13 protein-coding genes, 1 tRNA gene and 2 pseudogenes are annotated in these 16,377 nt (G+C 37.9%); 5 read left to right on the top strand and 11 right to left on the bottom strand.

Annotated features, from left to right (window positions below):
- The first annotated feature begins 1 nt into the window (after position 1).
- A complete protein-coding gene (locus ACQV2X_RS04930; RefSeq protein WP_428894285.1) occupies positions 2-646 on the top strand; it encodes an ABC transporter ATP-binding protein in 645 nt (214 codons plus the stop codon).
- Between the two features lie 495 nt (positions 647-1,141).
- Here the strand turns inward: ACQV2X_RS04930 and ACQV2X_RS04925 are convergent, their stop codons facing one another.
- From ACQV2X_RS04925 to ACQV2X_RS04915, 3 genes and pseudogenes are all read right to left on the bottom strand, one after another.
- Complete coding sequence (locus tag ACQV2X_RS04925; RefSeq protein ID WP_428894284.1) at positions 1,142-1,792, bottom strand: ATP-binding cassette domain-containing protein; 651 nt, start codon at positions 1,790-1,792, stop codon at positions 1,142-1,144.
- A gap of 1 nt (position 1,793) precedes the next feature.
- A pseudogene (locus ACQV2X_RS04920) lies at positions 1,794-3,799 on the bottom strand (DUF1430 domain-containing protein).
- A 64-nt stretch (positions 3,800-3,863) separates the two neighbouring features.
- Positions 3,864-4,004, bottom strand: a complete 141-nt coding sequence (locus ACQV2X_RS04915; protein ID WP_428876565.1) for a hypothetical protein — start codon at positions 4,002-4,004, stop codon at positions 3,864-3,866.
- A 759-nt stretch (positions 4,005-4,763) separates the two neighbouring features.
- On the opposite strand from ACQV2X_RS04915, the gene ACQV2X_RS04910 reads away from it, so the two are divergent.
- Positions 4,764-6,173 (top strand): MATE family efflux transporter, encoded by a 1,410-nt coding sequence (locus tag ACQV2X_RS04910; protein ID WP_428875359.1) that lies wholly within the window; start codon positions 4,764-4,766, stop codon positions 6,171-6,173.
- A 154-nt stretch (positions 6,174-6,327) separates the two neighbouring features.
- Here the strand turns inward: ACQV2X_RS04910 and lpdA are convergent, their stop codons facing one another.
- From lpdA to pdhA, 4 genes are all read right to left on the bottom strand, one after another.
- Positions 6,328-7,734, bottom strand: a complete 1,407-nt coding sequence (gene lpdA, locus ACQV2X_RS04905; protein WP_428874301.1) for a dihydrolipoyl dehydrogenase — start codon at positions 7,732-7,734, stop codon at positions 6,328-6,330.
- A 7-nt stretch (positions 7,735-7,741) separates the two neighbouring features.
- Positions 7,742-9,460: a dihydrolipoyllysine-residue acetyltransferase gene (locus ACQV2X_RS04900; protein ID WP_428894283.1), complete on the bottom strand. Its 1,719-nt coding sequence runs from the start codon at positions 9,458-9,460 to the stop codon at positions 7,742-7,744.
- A gap of 72 nt (positions 9,461-9,532) precedes the next feature.
- Positions 9,533-10,510, bottom strand: a complete 978-nt coding sequence (locus ACQV2X_RS04895; RefSeq protein WP_428874299.1) for an alpha-ketoacid dehydrogenase subunit beta — start codon at positions 10,508-10,510, stop codon at positions 9,533-9,535.
- Between the two features lie 2 nt (positions 10,511-10,512).
- Positions 10,513-11,622 carry a pyruvate dehydrogenase (acetyl-transferring) E1 component subunit alpha gene (gene pdhA, locus ACQV2X_RS04890; protein ID WP_428875356.1) on the bottom strand — a complete coding sequence of 370 codons (1,110 nt, stop codon included), beginning with the start codon at positions 11,620-11,622 and terminating at the stop codon, positions 10,513-10,515.
- A 292-nt stretch (positions 11,623-11,914) separates the two neighbouring features.
- On the opposite strand from pdhA, the gene ACQV2X_RS04885 reads away from it, so the two are divergent.
- From ACQV2X_RS04885 to ACQV2X_RS04875, 3 genes and pseudogenes are all read left to right on the top strand, one after another.
- Positions 11,915-11,988: transfer RNA gene (locus ACQV2X_RS04885), tRNA-Arg, on the top strand.
- Positions 11,989-12,144: 156 nt separating this feature from the next.
- Positions 12,145-12,699: a hypothetical protein gene (locus tag ACQV2X_RS04880; RefSeq protein WP_428891871.1), complete on the top strand. Its 555-nt coding sequence runs from the start codon at positions 12,145-12,147 to the stop codon at positions 12,697-12,699.
- An 18-nt stretch (positions 12,700-12,717) separates the two neighbouring features.
- A pseudogene (locus ACQV2X_RS04875) lies at positions 12,718-12,852 on the top strand (rhodanese-like domain-containing protein); the annotation flags it as partial.
- 97 nt (positions 12,853-12,949) lie between these two features.
- Here the strand turns inward: ACQV2X_RS04875 and efp are convergent.
- The 4 genes from efp to miaA form a co-directional block, all read right to left on the bottom strand.
- Positions 12,950-13,513 carry an elongation factor P gene (efp, locus tag ACQV2X_RS04870; protein WP_428874295.1) on the bottom strand — a complete coding sequence of 188 codons (564 nt, stop codon included), beginning with the start codon at positions 13,511-13,513 and terminating at the stop codon, positions 12,950-12,952.
- A 94-nt stretch (positions 13,514-13,607) separates the two neighbouring features.
- On the bottom strand, positions 13,608-14,174 hold the full coding sequence (gene def, locus ACQV2X_RS04865; RefSeq protein ID WP_428875296.1) for a peptide deformylase: 567 nt from the start codon (positions 14,172-14,174) through the stop codon (positions 13,608-13,610).
- Between the two features lie 24 nt (positions 14,175-14,198).
- Positions 14,199-15,428, bottom strand: coding sequence for a GTPase HflX (gene hflX, locus ACQV2X_RS04860; RefSeq protein ID WP_428894282.1), 1,230 nt, complete (start codon positions 15,426-15,428; stop codon positions 14,199-14,201).
- A complete protein-coding gene (gene miaA, locus ACQV2X_RS04855; RefSeq protein WP_428876143.1) occupies positions 15,421-16,377 on the bottom strand; it encodes a tRNA (adenosine(37)-N6)-dimethylallyltransferase MiaA in 957 nt (318 codons plus the stop codon). The genes hflX and miaA overlap by 8 nt, the downstream gene beginning before the upstream one ends.

Here is a 16,377-nt window from a genome sequence, read left to right as displayed (position 1 = left end):
CATGATTCAAGTAACTCATCTTCATAAAAATTTCGGCCAACGTTCCCTATTTGCTGACTTGAATTTGAACTTTGAAGCTGGCACGTCCTATGCCCTAACCGGTCAAAGCGGATCGGGGAAAACCACATTATTGAATATGATTGCCCATCTTGAAGTTTATGATCAAGGACAGATCCTCTTTAAAGGCCAAGATCTTAAATCGATTAAAGACTTCGTCTTCTTTCGTGATTATTTAGGTTACCTCTTCCAAAATTTTGGCTTAATCGAGAATGAAACCGTTGAAGCCAATCTAGCATTAGGTCTAATCGGAAAGAAACTAAGTAAACCGGACAAAAAGACTCGCATGCATGAAATCTTGGACCAAGTAGGCTTAAATTATTTGAAGTTAGATCGCAAGGTCTTTGAATTATCTGGTGGAGAAGCCCAACGAGTCGCACTTGCTAAAGTAATCTTAAAAGATCCGCCTCTCATCCTTGCAGACGAACCGACTGCATCGATTGACATTGAAAACGCTAAGGCTATCATGAAAAAACTCCTCTATCTCAGTAATGATAATCGTGTCATCCTCATTGCCACCCATGATCCTTTAGTTTGGGAGATGGTTGATCAAGTAGTGGATTTGAATTTATTGAGTCAGGTTCATTAACATTTCGCAATCACTTCCTTAATACTTATAGCGCTAAAGCCAAATAAATTACTCTCCGGAATGAATATGAACTATTTGAAGTAATTATGAAATCTTTTATTATGATGTGATAAGCTCAACGTATGATAATCACCGATTGGCAATTATTCTGGTACAAATCACGTCAGATAAATTAATAGCATCGATCTTCTCCTTTTTAAGTGAGTACTTATTTATTGCCAATGCGCTTTTATCTAATATAACCATTTGCCTCATAAAGCTAGCAGGATTGGATCATTGTTACACGAAGCCGATTGCAAATATTAATCTATGTCCCTTCGGCTGCTAACTTCTCGATGGAAGGTTGTTGTCGCACTTTTGACTGTATTAGGCAGATAAAAAAGAGAAGACCCATTCACATTTTGGTCTTCTCTAGCACTTAGTTTTCGCTACCCTCTATAGTTAGAAACGCTAGCCATTCATACGGCTTCACTAAATGTCCTATTTTTCTCTAAATTAATGGAAACTTGTTGTCATACCCAATCGATCCATTGAAACAATCTCATCAGCCATTGTCCAAATAGATGGATTATGAGTAGCAAGGATAATGAGTCTATTCTCATCTCTCAAGGAGAGCAAAATTTCCATAATCGCTTTAGCTGTCTCAGGGTCAACGGATGCAGTCGGTTCATCCGCTAAGATAAGAGGAGGGTTTTTAAGAATAACCTTAGCTAAAGCCACGCGCTGTGATTCTCCGCCTGATAATTCAAATATTTTCTTATTGAGACTTAAATAAGAGAGTCCGACACGCATCAAAGCTTCTTTTTCCTTCTTGTGTTGCTCAGTTTTACTAATTTTTTGACCAATTAGACCGAGTTTTAAGTTTTCTTCAATCGTCTGACTTTCTATGAGACCAAAATTTTGAAATAAATACCCCAACTCCTGACGGAAGAATTCACTCGGTTGATACTTGCTCAAATCCTTATTCCGACAGAAAATCGTCCCATCGTAACTTTCAAGTTTCCCCATCCTATTCATAAGCGTTGTTTTACCACTACCACTTGAACCAATCAAAGCAAAAACCTTATTGGCTTCAAAAGTCATAGAAAGATCTGAAAATAAGACACGGTCACCAAACTGTTTGCCCACTTTTTCTAATCGAATCATCTTAGGCTCCTTTCAAAATTAGCATCGCCATTTTATTTTCCTTTTTCATTTGCAAATGCAATTGTAGGACTGAAATGCCGGCAAACAGTAAGAATACCAAGCAAGCAAGCACGATATCCGTTACAAGAAAGACGCTGCCAATAACACCCAGCAAGAAAACAAGTATCTGCGCTAGCAGATAGTTTCTATGAATTTCTAAGAAACGAAGGCCTGCTATGCGTTTAATAAAGATATCGCGTCGAAATTCTTCAAAATAAAGTTGATTCATCGTATGAAACATTAAAATAGACGTCACAATGCCTAATACTGCCCCAGCAATCATTGCCCAAACTTCTCGTTGCAGATTATCCAGTAAGGTTTGATGGATTTGATACCCTGTCTGAAGTTCAGCCACCCAATTTTCAAGTCCGTATTTTGCAATCAGTGATTGGGCATCTCCTAAACGATCAAAAAAGAAATAGGACGATAGCGTTTGCTGCCAAAACAAGTAAGATTGTTCACCCGTTGAATGTGGAGTCAAAACAATGATAATCGGATCTTTAAGGATTGTTGATAGGAAAGGGGCGTTGCATTATAGACAAATCGCTGATATCCCGTTTTTAAGTATGCAACAGTCGCCTTCATTTTTTGACGGTTATCCTGGCTAGCCATAAGCGTTGTTGTAGCGTCTTCAAAGACGGTCTGGTAATGACTTGCATTTGATTGAAGCTTATCTGGCAAAAGGAGAACGAACTCACCTACAGCTAACTTATTTAGTTTCCTGTCGATTTCGGGAGGCACTGCAATCTGTTGCCGTTTTAAATAGCTAGGAGTGACAATCAAGACGTTGCCTTGTGGTTGATAAAGCTCATGATCAGATAAGGGTAGACTAACAGTACTTGGTCCTCTTTGAAACCCTTGTTCTGCTAAATAATGCCTTGAAAGAATCGCACGATTTTCTGAGATGGCTTGATCCATCAATTGAAACCATGTTTGTTGTTTCTCAATCATTTCTTTCTTGTTTCCGATTGAGCCACTTCGGGCAAAATTCAGAGAGACGAGCTGATTTTCTTTTTGCCAAATAGCCTGACCTTGTTTTTGCTGTTGCAAGGCATGGGTATAATTTAGTGTCCAACTAACCCCTATAGAAACAATAATGAAAGCTAAAAATTGACCCATTAAAATGAGACTAATGATTCCCCTCACCGGAATTTGTCCTTTTATAACCTGCATCAAGTGCACTTTTTTAATACCGACTGCAAATAAACTAGCAAAGAATAAGGAAATAATCAGCAAAAAAAGATTGTAAAGGAATAGACCCGCTCCTATTGTATAAAAAGCTATCAAAGGGGTTGAAACTACTGATTTTAGAATCATTGCTAACAGGAAACCAGCGCCTAGACCGATTGAAAGGTTAACGAGGTCTCGACCAATGGGTCTGAGAAAAATTCCCCAACGACTTTCGCCAGAAATTAAACGAATGCCCGCTGTTCTTAGAGCACGAATTTGATAAATTAAACTAAGCGCTCCAAAGGTTAAAAAGAAAATCAGTAAGCCGATGAGTTGAAAGCCATTACTAAATATGGAAGCTAGAACGGTAACCCCAGAAGGAATAGCTGGAGAGAGTCTAGTCAATCCTGCATCCTTTAATGTTGTTTTCAATAGATCTAGGTCTAAATTTCCCTTAAAGATAAAATAGTTAGTCAGTACACTACTCGTTTTAGCTGCTTCCCTTGATTTTGCAGTGAGACCTGGTGGTAATTTTCCAGTTCCAAAAGTGGTATAAGAAAAGACGGGCTTTCCATCTGCCCCAGGTTCTTGGTGCTGAATGGCGATGAGACTATCTGTATCTTGTGCCAATAAGGTTAAATGATCGGCCACCTTCTCAAAATCAGCCTCAGAAGAAGCATCAAATACCGAAACATTTGGATAATAATAAGAAACATAGGTATCTCCCCAAATGTTAACCACCCATACCAAAAAGAGACCCACCAATAGATTCGACAGAATAATAAAAATCCGCTTCATATGCTCCCCTCATTTTTAAAAAGCGGGACTCAACCCGCCCAATCTGATTAATTATCAAATGCTACTATGTACAACTTGATAAAATTTTAAAATCCAGCATCAAATACAACTCTTTCACCAAGGTTTGTATTGATAAAAGCGTAAGAAGTATATCTTGCATTTTTAGAATCGAAACTTTCATTATTCCGCGTTCTACTTCCGACATAAGATATCTCCTTCCAGGTATTGGCACTTAAATTCCCAAACTACTACAAAGCAACTTAATTGTTTTAACTCTCATTATAATACTCTATTATCACTCCTTTATATAAATTAAAATTATTTAGAATGTTTAATGCTTTAATGAACGGTCATTGACTATGAATTTCATTTCTAAATTGTACATAATCTCAACAATTATACGAAATTAAAAAGTTCAAATATATTCTAATATTGAATTTATATTTTTTCAATTAATTATGTTTTATTTTTAATAGCCTTTTTATTAATAGCTTACAACAATCAATTAATTGCAAATTAATTCTATATCTTATACCCGCTCTTCAGCTAGAAAACACTGAGTTTATAAAAGAGATGTAATCCCAGCTTCCCGCTTCAATTATTCTTCATTTAATCGCTAGTGCTAAAAGATGATCAGAAACTAAGAAGATTGTTCATAAAGGAATATCGACTATAAACTTCCAAGATAAAAAAGTACCACTAGGTCATGTATAGTGGTACTTGTTAAAAAATGAATGTCTGTTTCTTATAAAGAATAATCATCATTTTATGTTTTCCACTCTCGAAAACTTATGTCACATCCGCGTATTGCATAATCCTATTCCATAAAATTTTATTAAAAATTAACTAGATTTCACAAATTTTCTTTTTTAATTGGATCGTTTTACCTTTAGAATTTTTTTATGTTATAATGGGAAGTCGATTATCATAATAAAAATAAATTTGCTAAGAAAGGAAGAAATTTGTGACAGAAACTAATCCCTCGCTTGAAATTCCTAACATACACAACCCTCTTGAAACTGAACCCGTGTCCAAATTACTTAAACAATTTGCAATTCCCAGTATTATTGCCAACCTGGCCAACTCTCTTTACAATATCGTAGATCAAATCTTTATTGGACAAGGAGTTGGCTATTTAGGAAATGCAGCAACCAATATCGCTTTTCCGATAACGACGGTCTGTTTAGCCATCGGATTACTCACAGGAATTGGCGCCGCTGCTAACTTTAATTTAACTATTGGTCGAAAAGATTTCACTACGGCTCGCAATACACTCGCAACAGCCTTTGGATTTTTACTTTTATCGGGAATTCTTCTCGCTCTTGTAGTCTTTTGGCAAGCAGGTCCACTAATGAAATTTTTCGGAGCTACTGAAAAAGTTTATCCTCTGTCCGTTCAATATGTACAAATTATTGCTATCGGCATTCCTTTTTTTATGTTGAATATTGGTGGAGCAAATCTCGTTAGAGCAGATGGTAGTGCAAAATACTCCATGATAAGTGTTCTCGTAGGGGCAGCAATCAATACAGCATTGAACCCTCTGTTTATTTTCGGATTTAATTGGGGAATGCGTGGTGCTGCTTTGGCCACAATTATCGGGCAAATAGTCTCAGGACTTTTTATTCTTGCTTATATTCCAAAATTCAAACTAGTATCCATTCATTTTCGTGAAATAACTATCCAGCTGAACGAACTTTGGCAAATATTTAAACTGGGTATCAACTCTTTTGTCTTTCAGTTGTCAAATACCGTCGTTCAAATTGTCCTCAATAATACTCTTAAATTTGCCGGAGCCAACTCTATTTACGGAGCGGATATCCCAATCGCTGCTGCTGGTATTACCATTAAAATTAACACCTTGTTCATAGGTGTTGTCATCGGAATCGTTCAAGGAGCTCAACCTATTTTGGGTGTCAATTACGGTGCTAGAAACTATCAGCGCGTTAGAGACACTTTCAAATTAGAGATGAAAGTTTTAGCCGCTTTCTCATTAATAATGTTTGTTATCTTCCAAACCCTTACCCGTCCTTTAATCCGTATCTTTGGTAATGGTGAGGAGTTATACTTTACTTATGCCATGCATTACTTACGTAGCTTTTTATTCATGACGGTTATTATAGGCATGCACATTGGAATGGCAAATCTCCTATCAGCCATTGGTTATGGCTTTAAGAGTGCATTATTGGCCCTTAGTAAACAGATTTTTTTCTTGCTTCCCCTCATTTTGTTTTTTGGCCACCAGTTCGGTGTCGAACAAGTCCCTTTGGCAGCCCCTATCGCGGACGTAATGGCTTTTATCTTAGCTAGCTATGTCATTTATCATCAATTCCAATCAATGCCAAAAAAGGATCTGGGAACACTGCCACCTCTTTAAGGATGCAAATCGTCTAACCTTAAAATTTAAGCCCCCTGCATGATTTTGCATGGGGCTTAAATTTTTCCCCTAGTTGATTATTAAATACTGTCCCTTTTAGAAAACGAATAAAAAACCCCTGATAGAAGTTGTTCTATCAGGGGTTATAGAGTTATTACATGTGAATTGGCATGCCGAGTGCTGCTTCAGCTGCATCCATCGTTGCTTCACTTAACGTTGGGTGCGCATGAACAGTTAAGGCAATATCTTCAGCATTCATACCGGCTTCAATTGCGAGGGTGATTTCTGCTAATACATCTGAGGCACTTGGCCCAGCCACTTGAGCTCCGATAATGACATCGTCCTCTTTTCTTGTAACCAAACGAACAAAACCATTATAGTGATCTAAAGCTACTGCACGGCCATTACCACCGAATGGGAATTTAGTTACAGTTACATCAATCCCCGCTTCTTTAGCAGAGTCCTTAGTGTGTCCTGCTGAAGCTAATTCAGTGTCAGAATAACATACAGACGGCATGGCTTTATAATCAACAATGTCTTTTCCACCAGAAATTGCTGATGCAGCAACTTTCGCTTCGAATGAAGCTTTATGGGCTAACATGGCTCCAGGAACGATATCGCCAATGGCAAAAATGTTTGGATTAGAAGTACGTCCTTGATTATCTACTTTAACCAATCCACGTTCATCTAATTCAACACCTGCTTGTTCCAAACCACAGTTGTCAGTGTTTGGACGGCGTCCTACAGTAACCATTACATAGTCCGCTTCAACTTGAATTTCTTTACCTTTGCGCTCATAAGTTACAACCACACGGTCTCCCTTTTCCTCAGCCTTCTTAGCCATTGCGTTTGTGACAATTTCGGCTCCTAAAGCTTTTAGATCTCTTTCAACAAGACGTGTCATATCTTTTTCAAATGAAGGAATAAATTGTTTAGATCCTTCTAAGATAGTCACATTTGTTCCTAGGTTTGCATAAACGCCTCCTAGCTCTGTACCGATAATTCCACCACCGATAACCACTAGATCTTTAGGAATTTCAGGCAAGTTTAATCCACCTGTTGAGTCAATCACACGGCCTTTGAATTCAAAACCTGGAATTTCAATAGGGCGAGATCCTGTTGCAACAATTGCATTTTTGAAAGTATAGGTTTGCGCTTCTTCACCGTTGACAACACGAAGAGTATCTTTATCAGAGAAAAAAGCTTCTCCTTCAATAATCTCCACCTTATTTTTCTTAAGAAGCATTTCCACACCAGAAGTCATTTTCGCTACAACTTCATTTTGCTTCCAATTTTGGGTTTTTTCCCAATCAATTTCCACATTTGAAGTAGAAACTCCAAATGTTTCACCATGTTTTGCTTGATGATACACGTGTCCTGCTTGAATCAAGGCTTTTGAAGGAATACAACCCACGTTTAAACAAACGCCTCCTAAGTATTCTCTTTCAATAATTGCTACTTTTTGTCCAAGCTGTGCAGCACGAATAGCTGCTACATAGCCTCCAGGACCTGCTCCAATTACGACGGTATCCAATTCCATTGCGAAATCTCCAACTACCATTTGATCACTATCCTTCCATTAATAATAGTTCTGGGTCTGCAAGAAAACGTTTCACTTCATTCAGTGCACGCTGTGCAGTTGCTCCATCAACAATACGGTGGTCAAAGCTTAATGACAACTTACATACACGTCCCACAGCTAATTCACCCGCTTCATTGACAACTGGCTGTTGCACAATCGAACCGAATCCTAAGATGACTACTTCAGGATGATTGATAATCGGGCTGAACCACTTTCCGCCGGCTGAACCAATATTTGAAATAGTCATTGTTCCACCTGACATTTCAGACATCAATAATGAACCATCATGAGCCTTTTCAGAAAGCTCAACAATTTCATTAGCAATTTGGAACATATTCTTAGTATTAGCTTCTTTAATGTTTGGAACGTATAGTCCCCGTTCTGTATCTGTCGCAATACCTACATTATAATAGTTTTTGTAAACAATTTCATTAGAAACATCATCAATTGATGAATTTATCACTGGATATTGCTTAGCAGCTGCGATTAAAGCCTTCACAACATATGGAAGAAAAGTCAATTTGACCTCTTTATCAGCAGCAATGACCTTATATTTCTTACGGTGTTCCCATAGTTTAGACACTTCAACTTCATCGAATAAAGTAACATGGGGAGCCGTATGCTTAGAATTGACCATTGCCTTAGCGATGGCATTTCTAGTGCCTGATAAAGGCACACGTTCTTCACGCTCAGTTTGATTGGATACAAATGGCTTGGCTTCAGATTTTGACTGTTGAGCTTCCGTTTTAGCCGCAATTTCTTCATTTGTGCTAGAAGTAGCCACTTTTTGCTCAGACTTATTAACTGGTAACTCCATTTTGGCCGATGCGGCGAAGTTATTAATATCTTCGGCTGTGATGCGACCGTTCTTGCCGGTTCCTGCTACTCGTGTGATATCAATTGCCCTATCACGTGCAAGTTTACGAACGGATGGCATTGCTAATACGCGACGGTTCTCTACCTCTTCATCCGATAACCCTTGAACATGTGGTGACTCTTTAGTTACCGTCGTTTCAATTACTGGGTTTTTCTCAACTGGCGAGGCTGCATCATCATAAGAGTTTGCTAGCGCTTCTCCTTGTTCTTCCCTACTAGTTGAATTGTCGGTTTGACCATTGTGTTCTGGCGAGTCAATTTCAACTAAAACTTGCCCTAATTGCGCAATTTGACCAGTCTGTACATGAATTTTCTTAACGATGCCAGAAACTGGAGAAGGTAATTCTTCAATTGATTTATCATTTTGAACTTCTACTAAGGTTTCGTCTTCTTTAATTGTTTCACCTTCCTTTACGGACCAAGAAACAATTTCTCCTTCCATAATCCCTTCGCCCAAAGCAGGTAATTTAAATTGGAAAAATGCTGTGTTCGAATTAACTTTTGCTGTTTGATCTACTTTTGAATCAGATGCTTCTTTGGCTGGACTCGCCGGCGTTTCTTCTCTCTCAGGGTTAGCTTCGTTTTCAAATCCTGGCGCATCAATTTCAACAATTATTTGACCGAGCTGAGCAATTTGACCGGTTGCTACATGAATTTTTTTTATAGTTCCAGAAACTGGAGAAGGTAATTCTTCAACGGATTTATCATTTTGGACCTCGACTAAAGTGTCATCTTCTTTAATTGTGTCTCCTTCTTTAACCGCCCAAGAGACGATTTCACCTTCCATAATCCCTTCGCCCAAAGCTGGTAATTTAAATTGGAATGCCATATAATTTTTCTCCTTTTCTTAACTTGACTCGAAAGCAAGCAGATGGAACATCTGCTTGAAATCATTTATCGTCTAAAAATCTTCTAATTCCTTAGCCTTGGCCACAATATCTTCTGCATTTGGTAACCAGTCTCTTTCAGCCATTCCAAATGGGAAGATGGTATCAGGAGCAGCTACGAATCCAATTGGTGCTTTCAGAGAAAGAACTGCACGTTCAGAAATCTCAGCAATCACTTTGCTTCCAACACCCGCTTGACGTTGCGCTTCTTGAACTACAATTACTTTTCCTGTTTTTTCTACCGAAGCAATAATTGTTTCAATATCTAATGGTTGAACTGTTCTTAAGTCAAGTACCTCAACATCAACGCCTTCTTTAGCTAATTTTTCTGCTGCTTTGACCGATTCTTGTACCATAGCACCATATGCAATTAAAGTTAAGTCTGTACCTTCTTTAACAACTTTTGCCTTGCCTAAAGGAACAGTGTATTCTCCTTCTGGAACTTCCTCACGGAAAGAACGGTACAATTTCATGTGTTCCAAAAAGTACACTGGATCGTTATCTCGGATCGCTGAAATTAATAAGCCTTTAGCATCATATGGATTAGAAGGAATTACCACTTTAAGGCCTGGTGATTGAGCTAAGAGACCTTCTAATGAGTCTGCATGAAGCTCAGGTGTGTGAACTCCTCCACCAAAAGGAGAACGGAATGTAATTGGTAGGTTACGGGAAGCTCCCATACGGTAACGGGTACGCGCGGCTTGAGCTACAACAGAGTCCATTGTTTCAAAAACAAATCCATTAAATTGAATCTCAGGAATTGGACGGAATCCTTCAAGAGCTAGCCCGATAGCCATGCCACTTATACCAGATTCAGCTAACGGTGTATCCATTACACGTTCTTCGCCAAATTCTTCTTGTAAGCCTTGAGTAGCTCGGAAAACCCCACCATTTTTACCCACATCTTCTCCAAAAACAAGTGTGCGGTCGTTTGTGCGCAATTCATTGGCTAAGGCTTCTGTAATAGCCTCAATCATTGTTAATTTAGCCATAATTATTTATTCTCCTTTGCTTCAAATTTACTAATTTGTTCTTGTGTTACAAAATCTGGTGTCTCATACATATTTTTTAAAAAATCTGAGATTTTTTGTTTTGGTTCTTGGTCAGCTAATTTAATGGCATCTCTAACTTCTTCTTTTGTCCTTTGAATAACTTCTTCTTCTTGTTCTTCTGACCAAAGTCCTTTAGCAGTTAGGTAGTTACGCATACGAATTAAAGGATCTTTAGCGCGCCATTCTGCTTGAGAGCCTTCTGCTTGGTAACGTTTTGGATCATCTCCAGAAAGGGTATGAGGACCAAAACGATAACAAACAGTCTCGATTAGTACCGGTCCATTACCTGCAATCGCATATTCCCTAGCAGCCTTTGTAACTGCATAAACAGCTAAAATATCCATCCCATCCACTTGAATACCAGGAATGCCGGCTGCTACAGCTTTTTGAGCTAAAGTCGGTGCGGCTGTTTGGACAGAACGGGGCGTTGAAATCGCCCAGCCATTATTTTGAACAACAAAGACAGCTGGTGATTGATATGCACCAGCAAAGTTAATTCCTTCATAAAAGTCTCCTTGTGAAGAACCACCATCACCCGTCCATGTCATCGCAATCGCTTGTCGTTTATTCTTTTTAATTCCTAAGGCAACTCCCGCTGCTTGAACATACTGTGCACCAATAATAATTTGTGGTGGATACGCCTTTAGGTCTTCATCAAAAGTTGATCCAGCTACATGTCCTTTTGACCATAGAAAAGCCTTATGTAAAGGAAGTCCATGCTTAATTAATTGAGGAACATCACGGTAACCAGGTAACAGTACATCTTCTTTTTCAGTAGCCAATACAGTACCTAATTGAGAAGCTTCTTGACCAGAAGTTGGAGCATAGAAACCTAAACGTCCTTGACGGTTAAGCGCTGTTGAACGCTCAAATAATTCGCGAGCCCAAACCATTTCTTCCATAAATTTAACCATGTCTTCCTCAGTAACATCACCTAAAAGATCTGGATTAACAATCTTCCCCGCTTCATCCATCACTTGAACCATTGAAAAATCAAAATTATCTGGCATCAATAATTCATCCATTGTCACTTTTGCTTTAGCTCGTGCCATTCTTTCACATTCCTTTCATTTTTTGTCCTTAATAACAGTTAAATTAAAACTGTAGCAATAATTGCTCATTTTCAACGATAACACCTTAGCTGCCCAATTGCAAGAAAAAAGATGAGTTATGCATACAATCACAATTAAATCATAGGTTTTTATAATAAACTTTGATAAAAAATGCACAAAGAACTCTGTTTTATCTGTTATAATTTTCAGTGATAATCTGTTATATTTAGTGATTTTTTATGAAACAGCTTGACAATCAAAAAAAAAAAAACTATAATAATGTAGCTGTTATGTGCCAGTAGCTCAGCTGGATAGAGCAACGGTCTTCTAAACCGTAGGTCGCAGGTTCGAATCCTGCCTGGCATATTTTATAACATTAAACCACCTCAATTGTTCTCTATTAATAGAGTTCGTTGAGGTGGTTTTTATTTTGATTATTTAATATTCTGATAGGTTGCTTCTACTTATATAATTATTTCACAGATGTTTATTACCATTTATTACTCAATAGTACTAAAATACATGAAGGAAGGATATTATAAAAAAATCATAAATATACTTTTAGTATTTTTATTATCACTAGGTCTTAGCTCGTATAACAGTTTTATTGCATTTGCAAGTGACACGGAGAACTCAAGTGCTGAAACAGCTGAGCGTGAGTTAAATGGAGATAAAGCTGATTTCAATCGTTTCAATGGAGTTTATATCGTTGATGTCAATTATTTGGCTTCCAGATTTGGCAATTCAGATACTATAATTATTGACACCCGCGGTCAAAAAGAAGCAAAAAAAGGCCATGTTTCAGGAGCAATTGCTAAATCTGATATTCAATTGGTTAAAGATCAAATAACCTTAGAACCAGTGGAAGCAACTGTCAAAGATATCGATCGTACAGCTGTTATTGATACACACGAATTAACTGAGACAATTGCCAATTATAAAATCCTTGACTCACTTGAAAAAAAGGTGGTCATTTGCCTGGCGCAATTAATATTCCATATACAGAATACAGACCTTTATAATGAGGAGGTTTTATTAAAATCAAATGAAGAATTCGAAGCTCTTTTCATAGAATAAGGATTTAATAAAGAGGATGCCATCGTCACTTATTGTCCAAGCAATATTCGTTCGGCCTATATGCAATTAATTATGGAAATGTTAGGTTTTGAAAATGTTAAGAACTATGAAGGTTCTTATTATAATTGGGCAACCTTTACTGAACTTGATTAACTGATTAAAAGCCCCTTGCTGAATCTTTAATCAGCAAGGGGCTTTTATCTTCGAACAATCATGATATAAAAAATTCATTAAGCTGCGTCTTTTAAACTTATTTGTTAGCTCTTCCCTTATAAGATCCGTCAGCTGTTCCAATTTCTAATGCTTCACCTGCTTCAATAAAATCAGGGACGTTTACAACTAAACCTGTTTCCATTGTAGCTGGCTTGCCTGAGCCAGTAACGGTTGCTCCCTTAATCGAAGGTTGAGTTTCCGAAACAGTCAAGACAACCGTTCCTGGTAATTCAACTCCGATTACTTCATGACCGAAGAATTGAATTTTACAGTTCATATTATCTAATAAATAGAATAGCTCATTTTCAATGGTATCAGCTGGCAGTTCATATTGCTCGTATGTTTCTAAATCCATAAACACAGCCATACCGTCCATTTTGTAAAGATATTGAACTTCTTTAGTGTCTAAATATGCGCGTTCAAACTTTTGATCAGGTCGAAAAGTAGTATCATAGGTTGCACCTGAGCGAACATTACGAAGCTTCATACGCATAACAGTATTTCCTTTACCCGGTTTATGGTGACTAGCTTCTAAAACTTTAATCAAGTTTCCCTCGTCCACAAAAGTCATACCGGCTTTTAAATCTGTTGCTGAAATCATCTTATCTTCTCCTAACTTCTTCAAATTACTTAAGTATTATATCATAGAATATTAAATTCAAACAATCTATTCTCTAGATTAGCTAATACTTAAACTAAATTATTATTAAATCCTTGTTAGCATACCAAGGCGCTTGCTCATTAATATGATCATAAAACATGATACCATGCAAATGATCAATTTCATGCTGAGCTACCACAGCTTGATAATTCCTTAATTTTAAACTATGTTCATTCCCTTCCAGATCTTGATACTTGAGTGTTATTCTTTGTGGACGAGGCACATAACCTTCTACTTCACGATCCACTGATAAGCACCCTTCACCTTCACTTAAAGCGACTTCCTGAACAGAGTGTCTCGTAATCACTGGGTTAACGAAAATTTGACTCATTTCTTCACCAGAAATGTTGCCTTCATCATCAAATTGATAAATATGCATAGCAAATATCTGTTTGCTTATATTTATCTGTGGGGCTGCTAAACCTACCCCCGGTCTTAACCCATATTTTTCTGCTTTTTCCTTATCTTGGCTATTCTTTAGAAACTCTAACATTTCCATGGCTTTTTGTTTTAACGAAGGTTCCATTGGGAAAGTTACCTTTTTTGCTTTTAAACGCAAGGTTGGGTGACCTTCTTTAATAATATCTTTCATCGTTAACATTTTCATCCTCCTTTATAGTCTCTGCTAGTCATTTTGTTTACGACGGTATCCTGTCACTCGATAGAATTGATTTTCTTCATCGAAGTCTAAACTCTCGACTAGCGTATTTTGTTGGTAATGCGATAAGAGGTCTGCTTCTTCGGGTAATATTTTTACAGAGTATGCCTCAGCTGACTGAATACAAAGAGCCCAAATCGCTTCTTTTAATTTTTCAATGTCCGTCGCTTCTAAAGCGGAAATCGTTATATTTGGTTTTTGAACAGCAACAAATGACTCTTCCATTGCATCTTTTTTATTATAAACCGTTAAAACCGGAATATGGTCTGCTTCAATATCTTTCAAAATACGGTTGACTGTTTCTTCATGCATGAGATGGGCAGGATTGGAAGCATCAACCACATGTAGTAAGACATCCATATAACGGATTTCTTCCAATGTTGACTTGAAGGATTCGATTAATTGAGTAGGTAGTTCTTCAATAAAACCGACGGTATCTGTCAAAGTAAACATTGGGTGACCATGAATGGCAAATTGTCTAGTGAGAGGATCTAGAGTGGCAAATAATTGATCTTGTATGAAAGTTTCACTTTCCGTTAATTGACTCAAAATAGTCGATTTGCCAGCATTAGTATAGCCTACTAAGCCAATGTTAAACTCACGACCACTGTGGCGATTTTCGCGTGTTCGTTTACGATGCTGCACCACTTCCTGCAAATCTTTTTTTATTTGGGTAATGCGAGAGCGGATATGACGGCGATCGGTCTCTAATTGCGTTTCACCTGGACCTCTGGTACCAATCCCTCCTCCCAAACGAGACAGTGACTTACCTTGGCCACCAATTCTTGGTAATAAATATTGATATTGCGCTAAGCCAACTTGTAGCTTTCCTTCGCGACTCTTAGCTCGCATGGCAAAGATATCGAGGATTAATTGAACACGGTCAATGACTTTCACACCTAATTCAGCCTCAATTACTTTGTTCATACTTGGTGAGAGTGCATTAAAAAAGATAACTAGATCAATAGCGTCACTTTCTACATAGAGCCGGATTTCTTCTAACTTGCCAGACCCAACGGCAGAATGATGATTGAGTCTGGGTAAGTTTTGTATCATTGTTTTAATGACCACACCCTTTGCTGTTTGGGTCAAGGATTCCATCTCTGAGATTAATTCCATAAAACGATCTTCTTGATAAGTATCCGTTCGGATACCCACTATTAGGACTCGTTCAGGCCCTTTTCTTGTTTCAATCATTTTTCTCCCTTTCAATTTCTTCTAGGAAATTTGCGATTAATTCATTTGCTTCATCTTCATAATCTGGATTGCTTAAATCAATCCAATGCTGATTTTTCATGCGGTTACGATACCAAGTTAATTGTCTTTTTGCATAGCGCCGGCTATTTTGCTGGATAGTCGTAATCGTTTCTTTAAGTGATTGATTTTGCTCAAAATAAGGCCACCACTCTTTATAGCCAATACCTTTCATACTTGAAAGCTCTAGATTTTTGTTAAGCTGATACAGCTGATGGACTTCATTTTCCAATCCTTCTTCGACCATTAATTCAACTCTGCGGTTAATTCGACTATACAATTCCTCGCGCGGACGATTTAAAATAATCAATAATTCATTAAACCGTGATTGACGGTTACTTATATCGGTCTGACTTGAAAAAAGTTTGCCTGTTTGCTTAATAACTTCTAAAGCTCGTACAATCCGACGGCCATTTTGTATTGGGATTTTCTTTGCAGCTAAAGGGTCGATAGCATTCAATTCTTGCCATAGAATACCTTCGCCTTCGTTTTGCAATCTTTCTTCTAAATGTTTACGGTAGTGAGAATCCATTGATTCCTGACCACCAAATGAAAGGTCATAAAGTAAACCCTCTAAATAAAGACCTGTCCCCCCCACTAATATGGGCAAGTCTCCTTCCGCCGAAATTTGTTCGATTGCACGATTGGCATCGGCCTGAAACTGACTGGCATCATAATTATCTTGCGGGTCGTAGATGTCTAAGAGATGGTGAGGTACTCCTGACATTTCTTCCGATTTAATTTTTCCTGTTCCAATATCCAATCCACGATATACTTGCATTGAATCCGCATTAATAATCTGCCCTTTGAAACGTTTAGCCAAACGGATTGAAAGAGTGGTTTTCCCAACTCCTGTTGGTCCTGTAATCACTACTATCGGTAGTTTATTCAA

The organism is Facklamia sp. P12945 (assembly GCF_050409485.1).
In the GTDB taxonomy this organism is placed as follows: Bacteria; Bacillota; Bacilli; order Lactobacillales; family Aerococcaceae; genus Facklamia.
Note: the sequence above shows the minus strand (reverse complement) of the source record. Positions and strands in the feature narration are given on the sequence as shown.

Coding starts and splice junctions, on each gene's coding strand:
- pdhA (WP_428875356.1), bottom strand. CDS start 11,622: ATGGCACGAGCTAAAGCAAAAGTGACAATGGATGAATTATTGATGCCA.
- ACQV2X_RS04900 (WP_428894283.1), bottom strand. CDS start 9,460: ATGGCATTCCAATTTAAATTACCAGCTTTGGGCGAAGGGATTATGGAA.
- efp (WP_428874295.1), bottom strand. CDS start 13,513: ATGATTTCAGCAACAGATTTAAAAGCCGGTATGACTTTTGTGGACGAG.
- ACQV2X_RS04930 (WP_428894285.1), top strand. CDS start 2: ATGATTCAAGTAACTCATCTTCATAAAAATTTCGGCCAACGTTCCCTA.
- lpdA (WP_428874301.1), bottom strand. CDS start 7,734: ATGGTAGTTGGAGATTTCGCAATGGAATTGGATACCGTCGTAATTGGA.
- ACQV2X_RS04880 (WP_428891871.1), top strand. CDS start 12,145: ATGAAGGAAGGATATTATAAAAAAATCATAAATATACTTTTAGTATTT.
- def (WP_428875296.1), bottom strand. CDS start 14,174: ATGTTAACGATGAAAGATATTATTAAAGAAGGTCACCCAACCTTGCGT.
- ACQV2X_RS04915 (WP_428876565.1), bottom strand. CDS start 4,004: ATGTCGGAAGTAGAACGCGGAATAATGAAAGTTTCGATTCTAAAAATG.
- ACQV2X_RS04895 (WP_428874299.1), bottom strand. CDS start 10,510: ATGGCTAAATTAACAATGATTGAGGCTATTACAGAAGCCTTAGCCAAT.
- ACQV2X_RS04925 (WP_428894284.1), bottom strand. CDS start 1,792: ATGATTCGATTAGAAAAAGTGGGCAAACAGTTTGGTGACCGTGTCTTA.
- hflX (WP_428894282.1), bottom strand. CDS start 15,428: ATGATTGAAACAAGAAAAGGGCCTGAACGAGTCCTAATAGTGGGTATC.